Genomic DNA, 16,709 nt, shown 5'->3' with positions numbered 1-16,709 from the left:
AGCTCCTCAGGCCTGCGTCTTGTAGGTGTGGGTCCAGCTACCACTGCCCTGGTACCGGTTCCGGAAGGCCTCGTACGTCACGTCCGAGTCCCCGTACCACGGGTCCCCGACGCTCACGTACTCCACGCCGTCGGCGACGTAGCGTCCCCGTACCACGAGGATGTGCCCCCCGCCGCCGGCCCAGGCCGTGTTTATCGCGAACGGCCGGGACTTGGCCAACTCGGCTCCGACCTGGGCCGGGGTCAGCACGCCGACCAAGCGCTCACGAAGGTGCCCGACCCGCTGCATCGGCCCCTCCGGCCAGGAACCCTGGTTGCACGGCCAGTTCGCGCCGGCGTCGCCACAGCAGTTGTTCACCCCGCGCTCCGCGTTGACCAGCGAGCACTGGGTCCAGTTCGTGTTCGCGTTGTAGAACGCGGCGATGCTGACCGCGCTCGCCGCCCAGCACCACTGGGTCTGCACCTGGGGCTGCATGGCGAAGTTCAGCCGCTGGTCGACCATGTTGATGAAGAACTTCTCGTGCGACCCGCCGTTGGCGTTGTACTGACAGTTCACCGTGCCGCCACCGTTGCCGTTGTTGGCGGTGAACCCGGAAGCTTCCATACGCAGGTACACGTTCGGGAAGGCTGCCGACTCGAACGACATCGACCCGTCCGCCTGCGCCTTGGCCTTGAACCGCTCGTAGGCGCTGGGCGGGCTGCCGGCCGGGGTGAACTGGCAGTTCACCGTTCCGCCACCGTTGACGGTCTGCGAGGTGACACCGGTGCCGTCCATCCGCACGTACACGTTCGGAAAGAACACCGACTCGAACGAGTACGTGCCGTCAGTCTGCCTGCGGACCCTGAACCGCTCGAAGTCGCCGACCGGGGTGTACTGGCAGTTGACGTACCCACCGCCGGTGGAGGTGGCGGCGGTCACGCCACCACCGGCCAGTCGCAGGAACACGTGGGGAAATGCCGTCGACCGGATCGTCACCGGGGTGTCGTCGAGCGAGGCGAGGTCGGGCACGGACAAGGGCATGTAGCCTTTCTCCTTTCGATTGTGGTGTTCCCGGGCAGGGCGCATCCGCGTTCGGAGAGCACGGTAAAGGGCAACTCGTTCTTACTGTGGCGGCGGCCCGAATTGGCGCACGGGAGGCGAACAGATCCATTCGGATCTGCGCGCGGAAATGAGGCAACTTGCGGAGTGGAAGTGAGCCGATCGGTCCGATCCAGTATTCGTCACGCTCGGCATTCACGCAAGGTGCGCAACCAACTACCTCTCGTGATCGCGCGGGGTGCGGCCCGTGATGACCCGATTGAAGATAATGCTTGTTTCCGTCCTGGTGAGGCCCGGTGTCGCGTAATTTAGGTCAGTATTCGCCCTTGTTGGCGTGGGTTTCAAGGACCTCGACATTGACCCAACGGGTCTTGTCAAAATCTCGCTGGCGGGTTTGATCCAGGTGAGCCGGGCCGGGGACGAGGTCCGGATCCGGGCGAAGCCTTCCTGCTGCGTCCCGCGCCGCCGTACGCAGCAGCCGCTGCATCGCCTGCGGATCGTCGTGACCCGCCCGTTCCGCGAGGGGCCAGCAGGTCTTGCGTTCTATGCCCGACAGCTGCCCTTCCACGAACTGCGCCGCCGCCGCGCGCGGCCCGGCCCGCACGAACCGGTCAGCAACACGTGTCACGGCCTCGTCCAGGATGACCCGCCACCCGGCGGGGTCTACGCTGCGGCACACGGCCGCCGCACGATCTTCGGTTGTCCTCACGAACCATCGATGATCAACGCGGTGGCCGTTTTCATGCCCACGCCACGCCCAACGCCGGAGTCAAGTGACGTTGGAGTACCAAGCAGACCAGTGCTGGTGGAGCACTGGTGCGCCGCGACCGTGAACGAACGCCAGCTCCTGCTCGTCGGAACTGCGGGTGTCGCGCGCTGGGCCGGTGAACGACTGCAAGGAGGAGTACGCCCCACCCGCCGTATCGCCGTCCCACAATGCCTCGATCGCCAAGACCGGCTCGATGAGCCGCGCCGCCGGCACGGGCGGTGGAGGGGAAGTTGTCGCCGTCCGGGGGGTCGGAACGCCATGCCCGCCCGTACGGTCGGTAGTCGCGGGTGATGCTTCCAGTTAGCGCCATCGACGGAGCCTGGAATTCCGCTTGAAGGGGCCACGTGCAGACAGGCACTGTCCCGTGTCGGCTGACGAGGGGATGGGGTCAACCAAATCCCCTGACACCTTCCGAGTTTCCACGCGCCAATGACACTCGTCCGTCCTGGCCGTCAGCCTGCCAGCAGTATCAATGGCCATGGGTGGCCCCGGCCGGGGGAAAAGTCCCACCATCGTCAGGGTGCCCAGGCGGGTGCTTCGGAGCCGGGTACTGGGAAGAACAAATACGACCTGTACCAGACATAGCGCGCGAAATGCAGTCCCTTGCGGGGCATGAGGCGCGCGGCTACTCTCGCCCCATCGAAGACCGCGCATTGGCACGAACTGCCGATTCATGCTCCGTTGCCTGCACGAGTTCGTAATCGCTCCACGGGGGAGTTGGGCTCATGTCTGCTGACGGCAAGCGTCGAATTCGTCCAGTGCCGCCGATCGCGCCTTCCTTGTGAATCGTCGCACCCACCTCAGGTGACTGTCCTTCATTCGAGGCGGTCCGATCCGCAGGCGATGTCACGCGCCCCGGGGCGCGGACTCGGGTTGCAGTCCGGCCGTGCAGCTCCGTAACGGGGGTCTTCAGTTGCAACTCGTTCCCGAGGGCTCCGCCCTGATGTCAGGACGGTTGTCCAGCGGTCCGTCCCGGCAGGTGGATGACGAAATCCTCCGACCGCAGTTCGACTTCGACATGACTCACCTGCTTCCTCACTATCTCGCTGTGGAAGTGGTCCTCCTGCTCGAGTACGAGCGGATGGGAGTCATCACCGGCGATCAACGACGAGACATCGCGGACAGACTTTGCAGGATCGACGAGTCCACGCTCAGCGCCGACCCCGCCACCAACATGTCCGACACGTCGATGGCCATCGAGCAGTGGGTGCATGGTCAGTTGACCGAGCCGGTCCCGGCCTGGCACGTCGACCGCAGTCGTAACGACTCTCAGGCGACCGCACACGCTCTCGCGGCACGCGAGTGGTTGGGTGGGGCGGCAGAGGACCTGCTGGGCCTCGGTGAGGCTGTCCATCGACTCGCCAACGGCACGACCGACCTGCTGATGCCGGGATACACCCACCTCCAGGCGGCCCAGGTGATCACTCCCGGCTTCTACCTGGCCGCCCTCTCCCAGCAGATTCTGCACAACCTGCGCCGCTGGCTCGCCACCTACGACGGCAACGACCTCTCACCGCTCGGCGCGGGCTCGATGGCCGGCCAACAGTTGCCCTGGGACCGGCACCGCATGGCGCACCTGCTCGGCTTCGCGGGACCGGTTCCGCACGCCCTGACCGCCGTGGCGTCCCGGTCGCTGGCCTTGGAGATGATGGCGGAGTTCTCCATTCTGGGTGCCGAACTGAGCCGCTTCGTCACCGATCTCATGACCTGGGGCAGCAACGAGTACGGCTTCATCGACCTGCCTGACGAGCTTTCCGGCATCTCGGCGGCGATGCCGCAGAAGAAGAACTTCCCGATCCTGGAGCGGATCCGCGGAAAGCTGGCGCATCTCGGCGCCTTCGGCGTGGACATCGTCCTCGCCCAACGCTCGACGCCCTATTCCAACATGGTGGAGGTGTCCAAGGAGGCGACCGCGAACCTCCATGTCTCCGTCGCCACCACGCGGACGGCCCTGCGGCTCTTCTCGACCGTCGTCGACAACCTGCGTTTCCGGTCCGACCGGATGCGGGAAGCCTGCCGGCGGGAGTATCTGGGCGCGTTCGCACTGGCGAACGACCTGACCCTCAACGACGGGATCCCCTGGCGCGACGCCCAGATCGTCGTCGGGCAGTACATCGCCGCCGCCATTTCCGCCGACATCCCGCCCCATCCCGGAGACCCCGGGCTGTTGGCCGAGGTCGCCGGCCGGTACGGATACCAGGTCTCCGACGCCGCACGCGTGCTCGCCGACGCCTTCGACGTCGAGAACGCGATTCGTGGAAAGCGGTCGGCGGGCTCGGTCAATCCCCAGGCGTTGGCCGACCTGCTCGCCAGCCAGGCGGACGAGTTCCGGCTCCTCCGGCAGCGGTGGGACGACCGTCGTGAACGGCGAGGTGCCGCTCGGGCGCTGCTCGGGCGTCGATGAGCGTCGAAGCGGGGGAAGAATGACGATCTTGAGCGGAGCAGCCCGGGTGGGCGCGAGCGACGTCGGCACCCACGGACGATCGGGGGCCAGCGCGTGATCTTCCAGAGTGTCGTCGACGCCATCGGGCACACGCCGTTGATCAGGCTGAGGATGGATGTCGACCCGCGCGTCGAGGTGTACGCCAAACTCGAACTCCAGAACCTCTTCGCTATGAAGGACCGGGTCGCCCGCTACGTGATCCTCGAGGCCAGACGGCTGGGCGTGCTCCGACCGGGCGCGCCGATCGTCGAGAGTTCCTCCGGCACGATGGCGCTGGGAGTCGCCCTCGTCGGCACCGCCCTGGGCCATCCGGTGCACGTCGTCACCGACCCCCGGATCGACCCCGTGACCCTCGCCAAGCTGCGCGCCCTGGGCTGCCAGGTGCACGTCGTCGACCGGATGTCCAGCCAGGGCTGGCAGGGTGCCCGCCTCGAACGGCTGCACGAGCTCCTCGAAGCCCTGCCGGGTGCGTTCTTTCCCGAGCAGTACCGCAATCCGGACAACCCGGGTGCGTACCGGTCCCTGGCCGGGGAGCTGCTGGGGGACCTCACCTCCTTCGACGTCCTGGTCGGGGCGGTCGGCACCGGTGGATCGCTGTGCGGCTCGGCCCGGGCGCTGCGACGCGCGCTGCCCGAGCTGCGGGTGGTGGGGGTGGACTGCGTGGGCAGCGTGCTGTTCGGTCAGCCGGACGTGCCCACCAGGCTGCAGGGCGGGCTCGGCAACAGCCTCGAGCCCGCCAACCTGGACCGTCGCCAGATCGACGAGGTGCACTGGCTCAACGACCGGGAGGCGTTCGGCGCCACCCGTGACCTGGCCCGCGAGCAGCAGATCTTCGGCGGCAACACGTCGGGCTCGGTCTACCAGGTGCTGAAGGACGTGGCTCGCCGGGCGGAGCCGGGGACCCGGATCGTCGGCATCTTCCCCGATCGCGGCGACCGGTACGCGCAGACCGTCTACGACGACGGATGGGCCGCCGACCGCCTGCACGAGATGGACGCGGCGGACCGGCCGCGTCCGATCAGCCCCGGCGAGGTCGCCGTGAGCTGGTCGCGGACGGACGACGTCCCGCGCACGGACGGCGAGCGCTACCTGTTGTTCCTGGAGGCGAACACGAGCGGGACCGGCGTGCTCGCCCTGAGCGTCGCACGACGGATGGGGCTGCGTCCGGTGCTGCTCACCGACCGTCCCGACCGTTACCCGGGGCTCGCCGACACCGACTGCGAGGTCCTCGTCTGCGAGACGCACGACCTGCCGGCCCTGCGCTCGCTCATCCAGGGCAGGTTCCGTCGTGAACAGCTCGCCGGGGTGACGACGACGAGCGACTTCTACACCGTGCTCGCCGCCGAACTGGCCAACTGGCTGGGACTGCCGGGCAACCCGCCGGGGGCCGTGGCCGCCTGTCGGAACAAGGCCCTGCTGCGGGAGGCGCTGCGGGACAGCGGGATCCGGCAACCCCGCTTCGTCGCGGTGACGGACCCGGCGCGGGCCGCTGCCGCGGTGCGCGAGGTCGGACTGCCCTGCGTGGTGAAGCCCGCGGACGACTCCGGGTCCAACGCCGTGCTGCTCTGCGCCACCGTCGAGGAGGCGACCGCGCACGTGGCGGCGGTCCTGGCGATGCGCGTCAACGTCCGGGGCATGCCGACCGCCCGCTGCGCACTGGTCGAGGAGTACGTGCGGGGTGCCGAGTTCAGCGTCGAGGTGTTCGGCGAGAGCACCGGGAACCGCTGTCTCGGGATCACCGAGAAGCGGGTGACCGGCGGGCCGTACTTCGCGGAGCTCGGTCACGTCTTTCCCGCGGACCTGCCGGCGGATCAGGCGACCGAGATGGTGGATGCCGTCCTGCGGGCGCTCGCCACGGTCGGGATGTCACACGGGGCCACCCACACCGAGGTACGCCTCACGCCGTCCGGCCCGGCCATCATCGAGATCAATCCCCGCCCGGCTGGCGGGATGATCCCCGAGCTCTACCGCCTCGCCACCGGCTCCGACCTGCTCGCCGCGCAGCTGGCCGCGGCCGTCGGGGGACCGACCCGGCTCTCCTCGACCACCCACGGGTACGCCGCGATCGAGTTCCTGGTGGCTTCCCGACCCGGGACGCTCCGGGGCACCGTGGGCGGGGCGGAGATCGAGCGCCTCGACGGCGTCGAACAGGTGACCGTGACGGCGTCCCCCGGCACGTCCGTGCGACCACCGCGAAACGGCTACGACCGCCTGGGGCACGTCATCGCCACGGGCTCCAGCAGAGCGGAGGTCGTCCGCCGGATCCGTACCGCCGTGGACCAGGTCCAGCTGCTGGTCGACGAGGACAGCCCGGACGCCGTCAGCGACGAAGCGTCCCTGGCCCCGGCCCACTGAGGGACGACCATGACGCACACCTCGCTCATCGCGGCCCTGTCGGCCTGGGCGGACACCCGAGCGGACGACCCCGCGCTGACCTTCGTCGACAGCGCCGGGGCGACGACCAGCACCACCTACGGGCAGCTCGACGAGGGCGCTCGTACCGTGGCCGGCCACCTGCGGTCGATCGCCGAACCGGGCGACCGGGCGCTGCTGCTCTTCCCACCCGGCCTCGACTACGTGACGGCCTTCCTCGGCTGCCTCTACGCCAACGTGGTCGCGGTGCCGCTCTACCCGCCGGGCCCCCACGCGCGCCTCGACCGCGTCACCACCGTCGTGCGCGACTGCGGAGCCACCCACGCGCTGACCACCGCGAAGCTGGTCGAAGCGCTGTCGGGGCTGGCGGCCGAGCCGGGCGGACCGGCGGTGCACCCGATCGAGGCGGTGCGGGCGCAGGCCGCTCCGGTGGGCCCCCACCGGCCGGCGCCGGGCGACCTCGCCTTCCTCCAGTACACCTCCGGATCGACGGGCGATCCCAAGGGGGTCATGGTCGGCCACGGCAACCTCACCGACAACCACCGGGCCATCGCGGCCGGCTTCGGGATCAACACCGACGACGTGGTGCTCAGCTGGCTGCCGATGTACCACGACATGGGTCTCATCGGCACCACGTTGCTGCCGCTGTTCATGGGCGTACCGGCGGTCCTGCTCGACACGTTCGCGTTCGTCCGGAATCCGCTGCGGTGGCCGGCGGAGGTGTCCCGGTTCAGGGCGACCCTCTCCGGTGGACCCAACTTCGCCTATCAGCTCCTGGCGGACCGCTTCGACGCCGGGCTGCTCGACGGGATCGACCTCAGCTCGTGGCGGGTCGCATTCAACGGCGCGGAGCCGGTGCACAGGCGGACGATGGACGCGTTCTCCGCCGCGTACGCGCCGCTCGGTTTCGACCGCCGCGCGTTCTATCCGTGCTACGGCCTGGCGGAGGCGACGCTCTTCGTCAGCGGCCCCGAGGCGTCGACCGGCTACCGCGCCGGCACCTTCGACCGGCACGCCCTCGAGACGGGCCGGCTGACCGGGGCGACCGGCGCAGCGGGGACGGGCCCGGTCACGCTGGTCTCCTGCGGCACCCCGCCACCGGGTACGACGGTCGCCGTGCGCCGCGCGGACGGCGCACCCTGCGCGGCGGGCGAGGTCGGCGAGATCTGCGTGAGCTCCGGCGGGGTGGCCGCCGGGTACTGGGGCAGGTCCGACTCCGCCGCGACGTTCGCCGCCACCGTCGGCGGCCAGCAGGGGACGTTCCTGCGTACCGGGGACCTCGGCGCGATGTACGACGGCGAGCTCTACGTCGCGGGGCGCCAGAAGGATCTGATCATCCGCGCGGGCCGCAACTACCACCCGCACGACATCGAGGCCGTCGCCACCGCGGGCGACGAGCACCTGCGCCAGGGCGGCGCCGCGGCGTTCCAGCCGGAGACCGGCGACCAGCGGGTGGCACTGGTGGTCGAGGCCTCCCGCCGCGGGCTGGCGCGGCTGCTCGCGGACCCCGCGCTGCTCGCGTCGCTGACCGGCGGGTTGCGGCGTCGGGTGGCCACCGAGTGCGGGTTGGACCTCGACGACGTGGTCGTCGTCATGCCCGGCGCGATACCGAAGACCTCCAGCGGGAAGGTCCGCCGGCGTGCCACCAGGGAGCAGTTCGTCGGCGGGCGGCTCAAGCTCGTCGTGCCGGCGGTCCCGTCCGTGGCGCCCGAGCGGGCCGCCGCCGACACCCACCCCGGCGACCGGTCCACTGCGGTGGAACAGCTCGTCCGGCGGTACGCGAACCTCGAAGGGGCCGAGTGGGACCCGTCGCTGCCGCTGGCGGCGCTGGGACTCGGTTCGCTGCGACTGATCGAACTCAAGGCGGCGGTCGAGCGGTTGGTGGACGGCACCCTGGACACCGAGCTGTTCTTCGGCGACCGGTCGGTGGCCGAGCTGGTCGCCGCCGCCGCGAGCCCCGGCCCGGCCGCCGTGCCGCTGCCGGCGGAGACCGGCGCGGTGAGCCCCGCCTCGGCCGGCCAGGTCGAGCTGCACTTCTACGACGAGGTGTCCCGCGGCAACCGGGCGAACAACCTGGCGATCGCCCTGCGCGTCTCCGGCCGCGTCGAGGAAACCCTGTTGCGGGCCGCGATCGACGAGGCCGTCGCTCGGCACCCCGCGCTGCGCACGACCCTCGGACCGCTCGGCTCCGGCGTCCAGACCGTGCACGACCAGGGCACGGTCGACTGGGAGTACCGGGCCTTCCCGGACGGCCCCGACGAGGCGGTACGGGCCTACCTGCACGAGCGGGCCTACCGCCCCTTCGACCTGGTGAAGGGCCCGTTGGTGCGGGCCGGGGTGGCGTACCCGCCGGACGGCACCGTGCTTCTCGTGGCGTGTCATCACGCGGTCGTCGACCACTGGTCGCTCCAGCTCCTGCTCGCCGAGATCCTGCCCCGGATCACGGGCGGCGACGCCCCGCCGGCCACGGCGGGACCGGCCACGGCGGACGCCACCGACTGGGCCCGGCTGCAGCAGCAGGCGCGACTCGATCCCGACCGGCGCGACCGGGTCACGGCCCTGGCGGAGAGGTGGCGGCCACTGCGTGACCTCGTCCTCTTTCCGCAACGACCTGCTGGCGGCGGGTCGGCACGACGACGGCCGGACCCGGACCGGCACCGGGCCGGCTGGATCGACTTCGAGGCCGACCCGGACGTCGTACGGACCCTCCACCGGCACGCGGCGCGGCGCGGCTTCACCCCGTTCGTCTCCCTGCTGGCCGCCTACGTTCAAGCCCTGCACGAGGTGACCGGCCAGCCCAGGATCGTGATCGGCGCGCCGCACCACGGGCGCACCGACCAGCGCTTCGCCGGCACCGTCGGCTACCTGGTCAACATGGTACCCGTCCTCGGTGACCTGACCGACCGGCCCGATCCGTCGGCACTCGAGGAACGCCTGTGGCGGGAACTGCGGGCGGCGCTGTCGACGGCGGACGTGCCCTTCAGCGACCTGGTCCGGGCACTCGCCGCGGATCGGCACGGCCAGAATCCGCTCTTCCAGGCGACGCTGACGCTCCAGCAGCCGGTGGACGGCGGCGACGTCGGACTGTCCGTGCCCTGGAGCCGCCGGCGGCGACGGATCGGGCCCCACGACGTCGAGACGTTCGACGTGCCGCCCGTGGACGTCGCCTTCGCGACGAGCCTCTACGGCGTCCTCGACGCGGGCGGACTCGCGTTCCGCCTCGTCCACCAACGCACCCTCGTGTCCGCGGAGACGGCTGCCGAGGTGTGCCGGCGGTTCTCCGAGAACCTCGCCCGGCTGGTCCGACGGCCGTCCACACCACTCGCTCACGACCCGGTTCGACTCAGCTAAGGCGGAAATGATGACTGCTTCCGATGGTGCCGTCGGTAATCTGGTGGAGTCGTTCGACGAGGTCGTCCGACGTGACCCGGACAGCATCGCCGTGTGCTGCGGCGACCGGCGGATGTCGTACGCCGAGGTGGCCGCCCGCTCGACAGCGCTCGCCGCGGCGATCAGGGCGCGGGTCGACGACCCGTCGCGTCCGGTGCTGCTGCTCCTGCCGCGTTCGACGGACATGGTGGTCGCGAGCCTGGCCGTGCTGCGGGTCGGCGCGGCGTACGTGCCGGTCGACCCGTCCACCCCCGCCGCCCGGCTGAGAATGATCGTGGCGGACGCGACGCCCTCGGTGGTGTTGACGACTCCCGAGCTGGCGGAACTGCTGCCGCCGGACACCCCGGTGCTGGGGCCGCAGGACATCGCGGAGGACCGCAGCGACGACACCGACGGGCGGTGCCCCGCGGCGTGGGACACCCGCGCCTACGTGATCTACACCTCGGGCACCACCGGGCGGCCGAAGGGCGTGGAGGTCAGCCACGGCAACGTGCTGCGCCTGATCCGGACCACCCAGCCGCAGTTCGGCTTCGGCGCCGGGGACGTCTGGACGATGTTCCACTCGTTCGCCTTCGACTTCTCCGTCTGGGAGATGTGGGGCGCGCTGCTGTCCGGTGGCCGGCTGGTCGTCGTGGGACAGGACGTCGCACGGGACCCGGTGGCCTTCCGGGCGTTGCTCGCCGACGAACAGGTGACGATGCTCAGCCAGACCCCCACCGCCTTCAACAGCCTGGTGGCGCACGAGGTCTCCCGGCCCGACAGGCTGCCGCTGAAGTGGGTGGTCTTCGGCGGCGAGGCGCTGCGCTTCGGTGACCTCCGGCCCTGGGTGGACAGGTACGGCGGCCAGCAGCCGCAGCTGGTCAACATGTACGGCATCACGGAGACGACGGTCCACTCCTCGTACCGCAGGGTCCTGGCGGCCGACCTGACGAGCACGGCCAGCCTCATCGGCCGTCCGTTGGCGGACCTCGGTTTCCTGCTCTGGGACGAGCAGGGCCGGCCGGTGGCCCCGGGCCAGACCGGCGAGATCATCGTGACCGGACCGGGGGTGGCCACCGGATACCTGGGCCAGCCCGGAGCGACCGCTGAGCGGTTCCTCGACCTGACCGTCGACGGCAGGCCCGTGCGGGGATACCGGTCCGGTGACCTCGCGCGGCTGACCCCCGCCGGGGAGTACGAGTACCTGGGGCGGGCCGACGACCAGGTCAAGATCCGTGGGCACCGGGTCGAGCTCGGGGAGATCCACGCGGCGCTGAGCGCGGTACCCGGCGTCGAGCAGGTCGCGGTGACCGTCCGCCGGGCGCGCCCGCAGCGCAATCCGGTGGTGAAGCAGGAGGCGGTGTCCGGGCGGATCTCCTCGGTCCGCAGTCTCGTCCGGGCCGGGCAGCCGGCGTCGGGCGCCGGCAACGACCGGACGCAGATCGTCGCGTACGTGACCCACGACCCCGGCTGCGAGCTGGGCGAGATCCCGGAACTGCTGCGGGCGAGCCTGCCGTCGTACATGCTCCCGGCGTTCGTCGTCCCGGTGCCGGAGATCCCCGTGAACGCCAACGGGAAGGCCGACTTCACGCTCCTGCCCGCACCCACCCCGGCCAACCAGCTCCGGGCGCCGATGGCCACGGAGGCGGTCGCCGACGCCTCGACGGCGACGGTGGAACGGGCGATCTGCGCGCTGTTCGAGGAGGTGCTCGGCGTCGAGGGGGTGGGACCCGACGACTCCTTCTTCGGCATCGGCGGGGACTCCATCATCGCGGTGCAGCTGCGTGCGGCGGCGGCGAACCGCGGGATGACGCTGGACCTGGCCGACATCTACGAGCTGAAGACGCCCCGTGCGCTGGCCACGTACGCGGTCAACACGGACGAGTCGACCGACCCGCCGGTCGAGCCGTTCAGCCTCATCGACCCGGCGGACCGGGCGCACCTGCCGGCCGACGCGGTGGACGCCTACCCGTTGGCCACCCTCCAGGCCGGCGTGCTGTTCCACAGCGCGTACGCCGAGGGCGTCAACATGTACTGCGACATCTTCATGTTCCGGTTGCGCGCCAGGTTCGACCACGACGCCATGAGCCGCGCGCTCGCGCGGGTGACCGAGCGCCACGAGATCCTGCGGACGTCGTTCCACCTGTCCGGCTTCTCGCAACCGCTCCAGGTCGTCCACGCGCAGGCCCGGACCCCGCTGAACGTGACGGACCTGAGCCGGTTCGACGAGGACCGGCAGCTGGCCGAGTTCGAGGCCTGGCAACGTCGGGAGATGAGCAACCCGTACGACTGGGCGCAGCCGCCACTGGTGCGGTTCACGGCGCACCTGCTCGGCCCGGACGAGTTCATGTTCTCCATGAGCTTCCACGACACGATGTTCGACGGGTGGAGCGAGACGTCGCTGCTCGCGGAGATCCTCGTCGACTACTGGCAGGACCTGCAGGGCATCGCGTCGCACGACCGTGCCCTGCCCGTCCGCCGGTACGCCGACTTCATCGCCGAGGAACAGGCCGTGCTCCGCGACGAGGCGGTGCGGGAGTTCTGGCGGCAGGAACTGGCCGACGTCGAGCCGAGCCTGCTGCCCCGCCTCGCCCGGGGCTCCGGCGCCGTCCACGAGGGGCGGATGGGCTTCCTCAGCGTGGACCTCCCGGCGGAACTCTCCGACCGCCTGCACCAGCTCGCCGCCGCCTGCGGGGTGTCGGTCAAACACGTGGTGATGGCCGTCCAGGCGCGGGTGGTGATGGCGCTCACGGGACGCGACGACGTCGTGCTGGGCGTCGCCGCCAACGGGCGGATCGAGGAGGAGGGTGGCACCGAGGTCATCGGCCTGCACCTCAACCTCGTACCCTTCCGGTTCCGGCCGCGGGGTCGCACCTGGCGCGACCTGATCGCGGCGACCAGCGACAAGGAGCGGGAACTGCTGCCGGTGCGGCGCTTCCCGCACGCCGAGATGCTCCGTCTCGCCGGCGTGCCCGAGCTGACCGACATCATGTTCAACTACACCCACTTCCACGGCTACGAACGGCTCGCCCACGCCACCGGTATCGAGGTGGTCGACGGCTTCGGCTACATCCAGACGAACTTCACCCTGCGGGCCGAGTTCAACAAGGACCCGTTCAGTCGACTGCTCACGCTCGACCTCGAAGCGAACATGGAGCGGATCTCGGAGGACCAGCTCCACGAGGTGGCGGACATCTTCCTGCGGGCGCTGACCAGCGTCGTCGACCAGCCCGACGACGAGCCGACGCAGGTCGCGCTGCTCGGTGAGCAGCGGTACCGGGCGTTGGTGGAGATCTCACGCGGGCCGGTCGAGCCGGCGACGGCCACGGGCTTCCTCGAACGGATGGCCCATTCGGTGCGGACGTTCCCCGACGAGGTGGCCGCCGTCTGCCGCGGCCGCGAGATCACCTACCGGGAGCTCGCCGCGCACGTCGAGCGGGCGGCCGGATGGTTGCGTGACCGGCAGGTGGGCCACGGCACCGTGGTCGGCCTGGCCAGCGGCCGGAACATCGACTACCTCGTCGTCACCCTCGCCATCCTCCGCCTCGGCGCGGTGTACCTGCCGCTGCCGCAGGGCCCGGCCGCACGCGTCGCCCGCATGGTCGGGCGGGCGGAGGCGAGGCTGGTGGTGTCCGACGAGACGCACCGCGCCGCGTTGGCCGCGATCGGTGAGGTCGAGCTGGTCGATCTGGCGGACGTCCTCGCCGCCGCCGGCACGCCGGCCGGGCTCGGCCCTGCACCGGGCGGTCGGGACAGCGCGTACGTCCTCTTCACCTCGGGATCCACGGGCGACCCCAAGGGCGCCCTGATCCGGCACGACGGCATGCTCAACCACATCGACGCCAAGATCCAGCAACTGGACCTGCGGCCCGGCGACCGGCTGGCCCAGGACGCCGCCGCCACCTTCGACATCTCCGTCTGGCAACTCCTCGCGCCGCTCGCCGTCGGCGCCACGACCGTGATCTACCCGGACGAGATCGGCCAGGACGCGGCGTCGCTGCTGCGGGCCGTGGCCGAGGACGGGGTCACCGTGCTGGAGGTGACGCCCTCCGTGCTCAACATCATGTGCGCCGAACTCGCGTTCTACGGCGTCGACGCGTTCCCCCCGTTCCGCCTGCGCTGGGTCGCCTCGCAGGCGGAGACCCTGACCCCGCAGTCCGCCAACACGTTCCGCCGGCTGCTGCCCGGGGTGGGACTGCTGAACATGTGGGGGGCGACCGAGACGTCCGACGACGTCCTGCACCACCTCGTCGCGGCGGACGTCGACGAGCGGGACGCCTCCGTCCCCCTCGGACGGCCCGCGCGCAACACCGCCCTGTACGTGCTGGACGGCGCCCGGGAGCCGGTGCCCACCGGCACGCCGGGTGAGCTGTACGCCGGCGGCGTCTGCGTCGGCGGCGGCTACGTCAACGACCCCGACCGGACCGCCGCGGTCTTCGTCGGCGACCCCTTCGCCGGCGACGGGGACGGGGACGGGGACGGGGACGGGGACGGCATCATGTACCGCACCGGTGACCGTGGCCGCCGGTTGGCGGACGGCTCGGTGGAGTTTCTCGGCCGGACCGACAACCAGCTCAAGATCAGAGGGAACCGGGTCGAACTGGACGAGGTCAGTCGGGCCCTCGCCGGCGTCGAGGGCGTCCAGGAGAGCGTCGTGATCGTCCGGCAGTCCGCCGACGGCGGCAAGCAACTCGCGGGCTTCTTCGTACCGGAGGTGGTCTCCGGCGGCGCCGGCGGTGCGACCGAGGGCTCCCTGGTCCGCCGGGACCTGCAGCCCGAGGAGGTGCGCTCCGGGCTCGGCCAGGTCCTGCCACGCAACGCCATCCCGGACTTCCTCGTCCGCGTCGACCAGTTGCCGCGGACGAGCCACGGCAAGGTCGACACCCGCGCGCTGGCGGCGACGGCCCTGTCCCCGGTCGACGAACCGACCGAGGCGAACTCCGCCCCGATGACCCCGACGGAGGAGGCCGTCGCCGAGATCTGGGCCTCCGTGCTCGCCGGTCGCCGGCCCGGGCCCCAGGTCAGCTTCTTCGACCTGGGCGGGCACTCCCTGCACGCGACGCAGGTCCTCGCCCGGCTGGGGGACCGCCTCGGGGTCCGCCTGCCGATCCGGGAGCTGTTCGAGAACCCGACGCTGCGGGGTTTCGCCGCCCGGGTCGAGGCGGCGCTGACCGACGACCGGGAGTCGGAGGTGCCGATCCCGGCGAGGCCCGCCGGCCTGCGGGAGTTCCCGCTGTCCATGGCGCAGTCGAGCCTCTGGTACCTCGACCAGATCGACTCCGACGGCGCCTACACCGACGGGTACCTCCTGCATCTGCGCGGTGACCTCGACGTGACGGCGCTGCGGGCGGCCGTCGACCGGCTCGTCGCGCGGCACGAGGTGTTGTCCAGCCGGATCGTCGAACGCGACGGCGTGCCGTTGCTGGTCGTGGACCCCGATGCGAAGCCGCGCCTGCGGGTCCGGGAGGTCACCGACGCGGTGGTCGCGGAGGGGGACACCGAGGCGATGCTGGAGTACGTCCGGCAGCGGGCGACGCGACGCATCGACCTCGGTGGCGTGCTGACCCGGGCCACCCTGTACCGCTTCGCCGACCGGGACCACGTGCTCGAATGGACGAGCCACCACGTGGTCACCGACGGCTGGTCCAACGAGCTGATCCTGCGGGAGATCGCGGAGTCGTACGCGGCCCACCGGGCGGGTCGGGAGGCGGACCTGGCCCCGCTCCCGATCCAGTACGGCGACTACTCCCGCTGGCAGCAGGACTACCTCGAATCGGCGCCGGCCCGACGCGACGGCGACTTCTGGCGGTCCTACCTGAAGGGCTACGACGGGGAACTCGCCCTCGCGACCGACCTGGAGCGGACCGAGGACCGCGCGCGGGCCGCGGGCCGGCACCGCCGGGAGTGGGACGAGTCCTTCTCCGCCGAGGTGCGGGCGTTCGCGCAGCAGCACAACGTGACCCTCTTCATGGTCGTGCACGCCGTCAGCGCGGTGCTGATGGCCAAGCTCGCCCAGCAGTCGGACGTGGTGATCGGCGCGGCCGTCGCCGGTCGGCACCCGGCCGAGACGAGGGACCTCGTCGGCTTCTTCGCCAACACCGTGCCGTTCCGCTACCAGGTCGACCCGGAGCACAGCGCGCGGGCCGTCGTCGCATCGGTCCGGGACAGCGCCCTGAACGCCCTGGACCACCAGAGCCTGCCGTTGCAGAAGATCGTGGACCTCGTGGGAGCACCCCGTCGACCCGGGGTGAACCCCCTGGTGCAGGTCGTGGTCTCCGTCGCCCGGTCGATGCACGGTGTCGCCGCGCTGCCGGGCCTGGACACGAGCGTGACCCCGCTGGGCGCGCAGACGAGTCGCTTCGACCTGTTGCTGCACTTCACCGACGAGGACCGGATCGGGCTGACCATCGAGTACGACCGGTCGCTGTTCACCCCAGAGGCCGTCGACCGGCTGGCCGGGGCGGCCGACCGGCTGCTGAGGTTCTTCCTGGGCAGCCCGGACCGGCCGGTGGAGGAGGCGACGCTCGTCGACGACAAGGACCGCGGGGCGCTCGGGGAGATCTGGCGGGAGGTGAGCGGCCAGTCCCTGGAGATCGACCACCGCGCGACGGCGACGCTCATCGACTCCCCGCACTGGGGCGCGTACGTGTCGCGGGTCGAAGCGGCAGGGCTGATCGTCCCGCTGGTGCTCGCCCTGTGAGGACCAGCGGGACGAAA

General features: G+C 71.0%; 6 protein-coding genes. 4 read left to right on the top strand and 2 right to left on the bottom strand.

Features of this window, described 5'->3' with window-relative positions; all coding sequences use genetic code 11:
* Window positions 1-6 precede the first annotated feature (6 nt).
* The gene (locus ABZ573_RS14920; protein ID WP_358118539.1) at window positions 7-1,020 is read right to left on the bottom strand and encodes a papain-like cysteine protease family protein; all 1,014 of its coding nucleotides are present in this window, start codon (window positions 1,018-1,020) and stop codon (window positions 7-9) included.
* A gap of 331 nt (window positions 1,021-1,351) precedes the next feature.
* Entirely contained in the window at window positions 1,352-1,747 is a 396-nt protein-coding gene (locus tag ABZ573_RS14915; protein WP_358118537.1) for a hypothetical protein, read from the bottom strand.
* A 946-nt stretch (window positions 1,748-2,693) separates the two neighbouring features.
* Between ABZ573_RS14915 and ABZ573_RS14910 the strand changes: the two genes are divergently transcribed.
* The 4 genes from ABZ573_RS14910 to ABZ573_RS14895 all read left to right on the top strand — a co-directional run bounded on the left by ABZ573_RS14910 (window position 2,694) and on the right by ABZ573_RS14895 (window position 16,692).
* Window positions 2,694-4,211: a lyase family protein gene (locus ABZ573_RS14910; protein WP_358118535.1), complete on the top strand. Its 1,518-nt coding sequence runs from the start codon at window positions 2,694-2,696 to the stop codon at window positions 4,209-4,211.
* A gap of 93 nt (window positions 4,212-4,304) precedes the next feature.
* Complete coding sequence (locus ABZ573_RS14905) at window positions 4,305-6,605, top strand: pyridoxal-phosphate dependent enzyme (protein WP_358118533.1); 2,301 nt, start codon at window positions 4,305-4,307, stop codon at window positions 6,603-6,605.
* Between the two features lie 9 nt (window positions 6,606-6,614).
* Window positions 6,615-9,974 carry an AMP-binding protein gene (locus tag ABZ573_RS14900; RefSeq protein WP_358118531.1) on the top strand — a complete coding sequence of 1,120 codons (3,360 nt, stop codon included), beginning with the start codon at window positions 6,615-6,617 and terminating at the stop codon, window positions 9,972-9,974.
* Window positions 9,975-9,984: 10 nt separating this feature from the next.
* The gene (locus ABZ573_RS14895; protein WP_358118529.1) at window positions 9,985-16,692 is read left to right on the top strand and encodes an amino acid adenylation domain-containing protein; all 6,708 of its coding nucleotides are present in this window, start codon (window positions 9,985-9,987) and stop codon (window positions 16,690-16,692) included.
* The last annotated feature ends 17 nt before the right edge of the window (window positions 16,693-16,709 follow it).

Source organism: Micromonospora sp. NPDC007220, from assembly GCF_040634035.1.
Taxonomy (GTDB): domain Bacteria; phylum Actinomycetota; class Actinomycetes; order Mycobacteriales; family Micromonosporaceae; genus Micromonospora; species Micromonospora reichwaldensis.
Note: the sequence above shows the minus strand (reverse complement) of the source record. Positions and strands in the feature narration are given on the sequence as shown.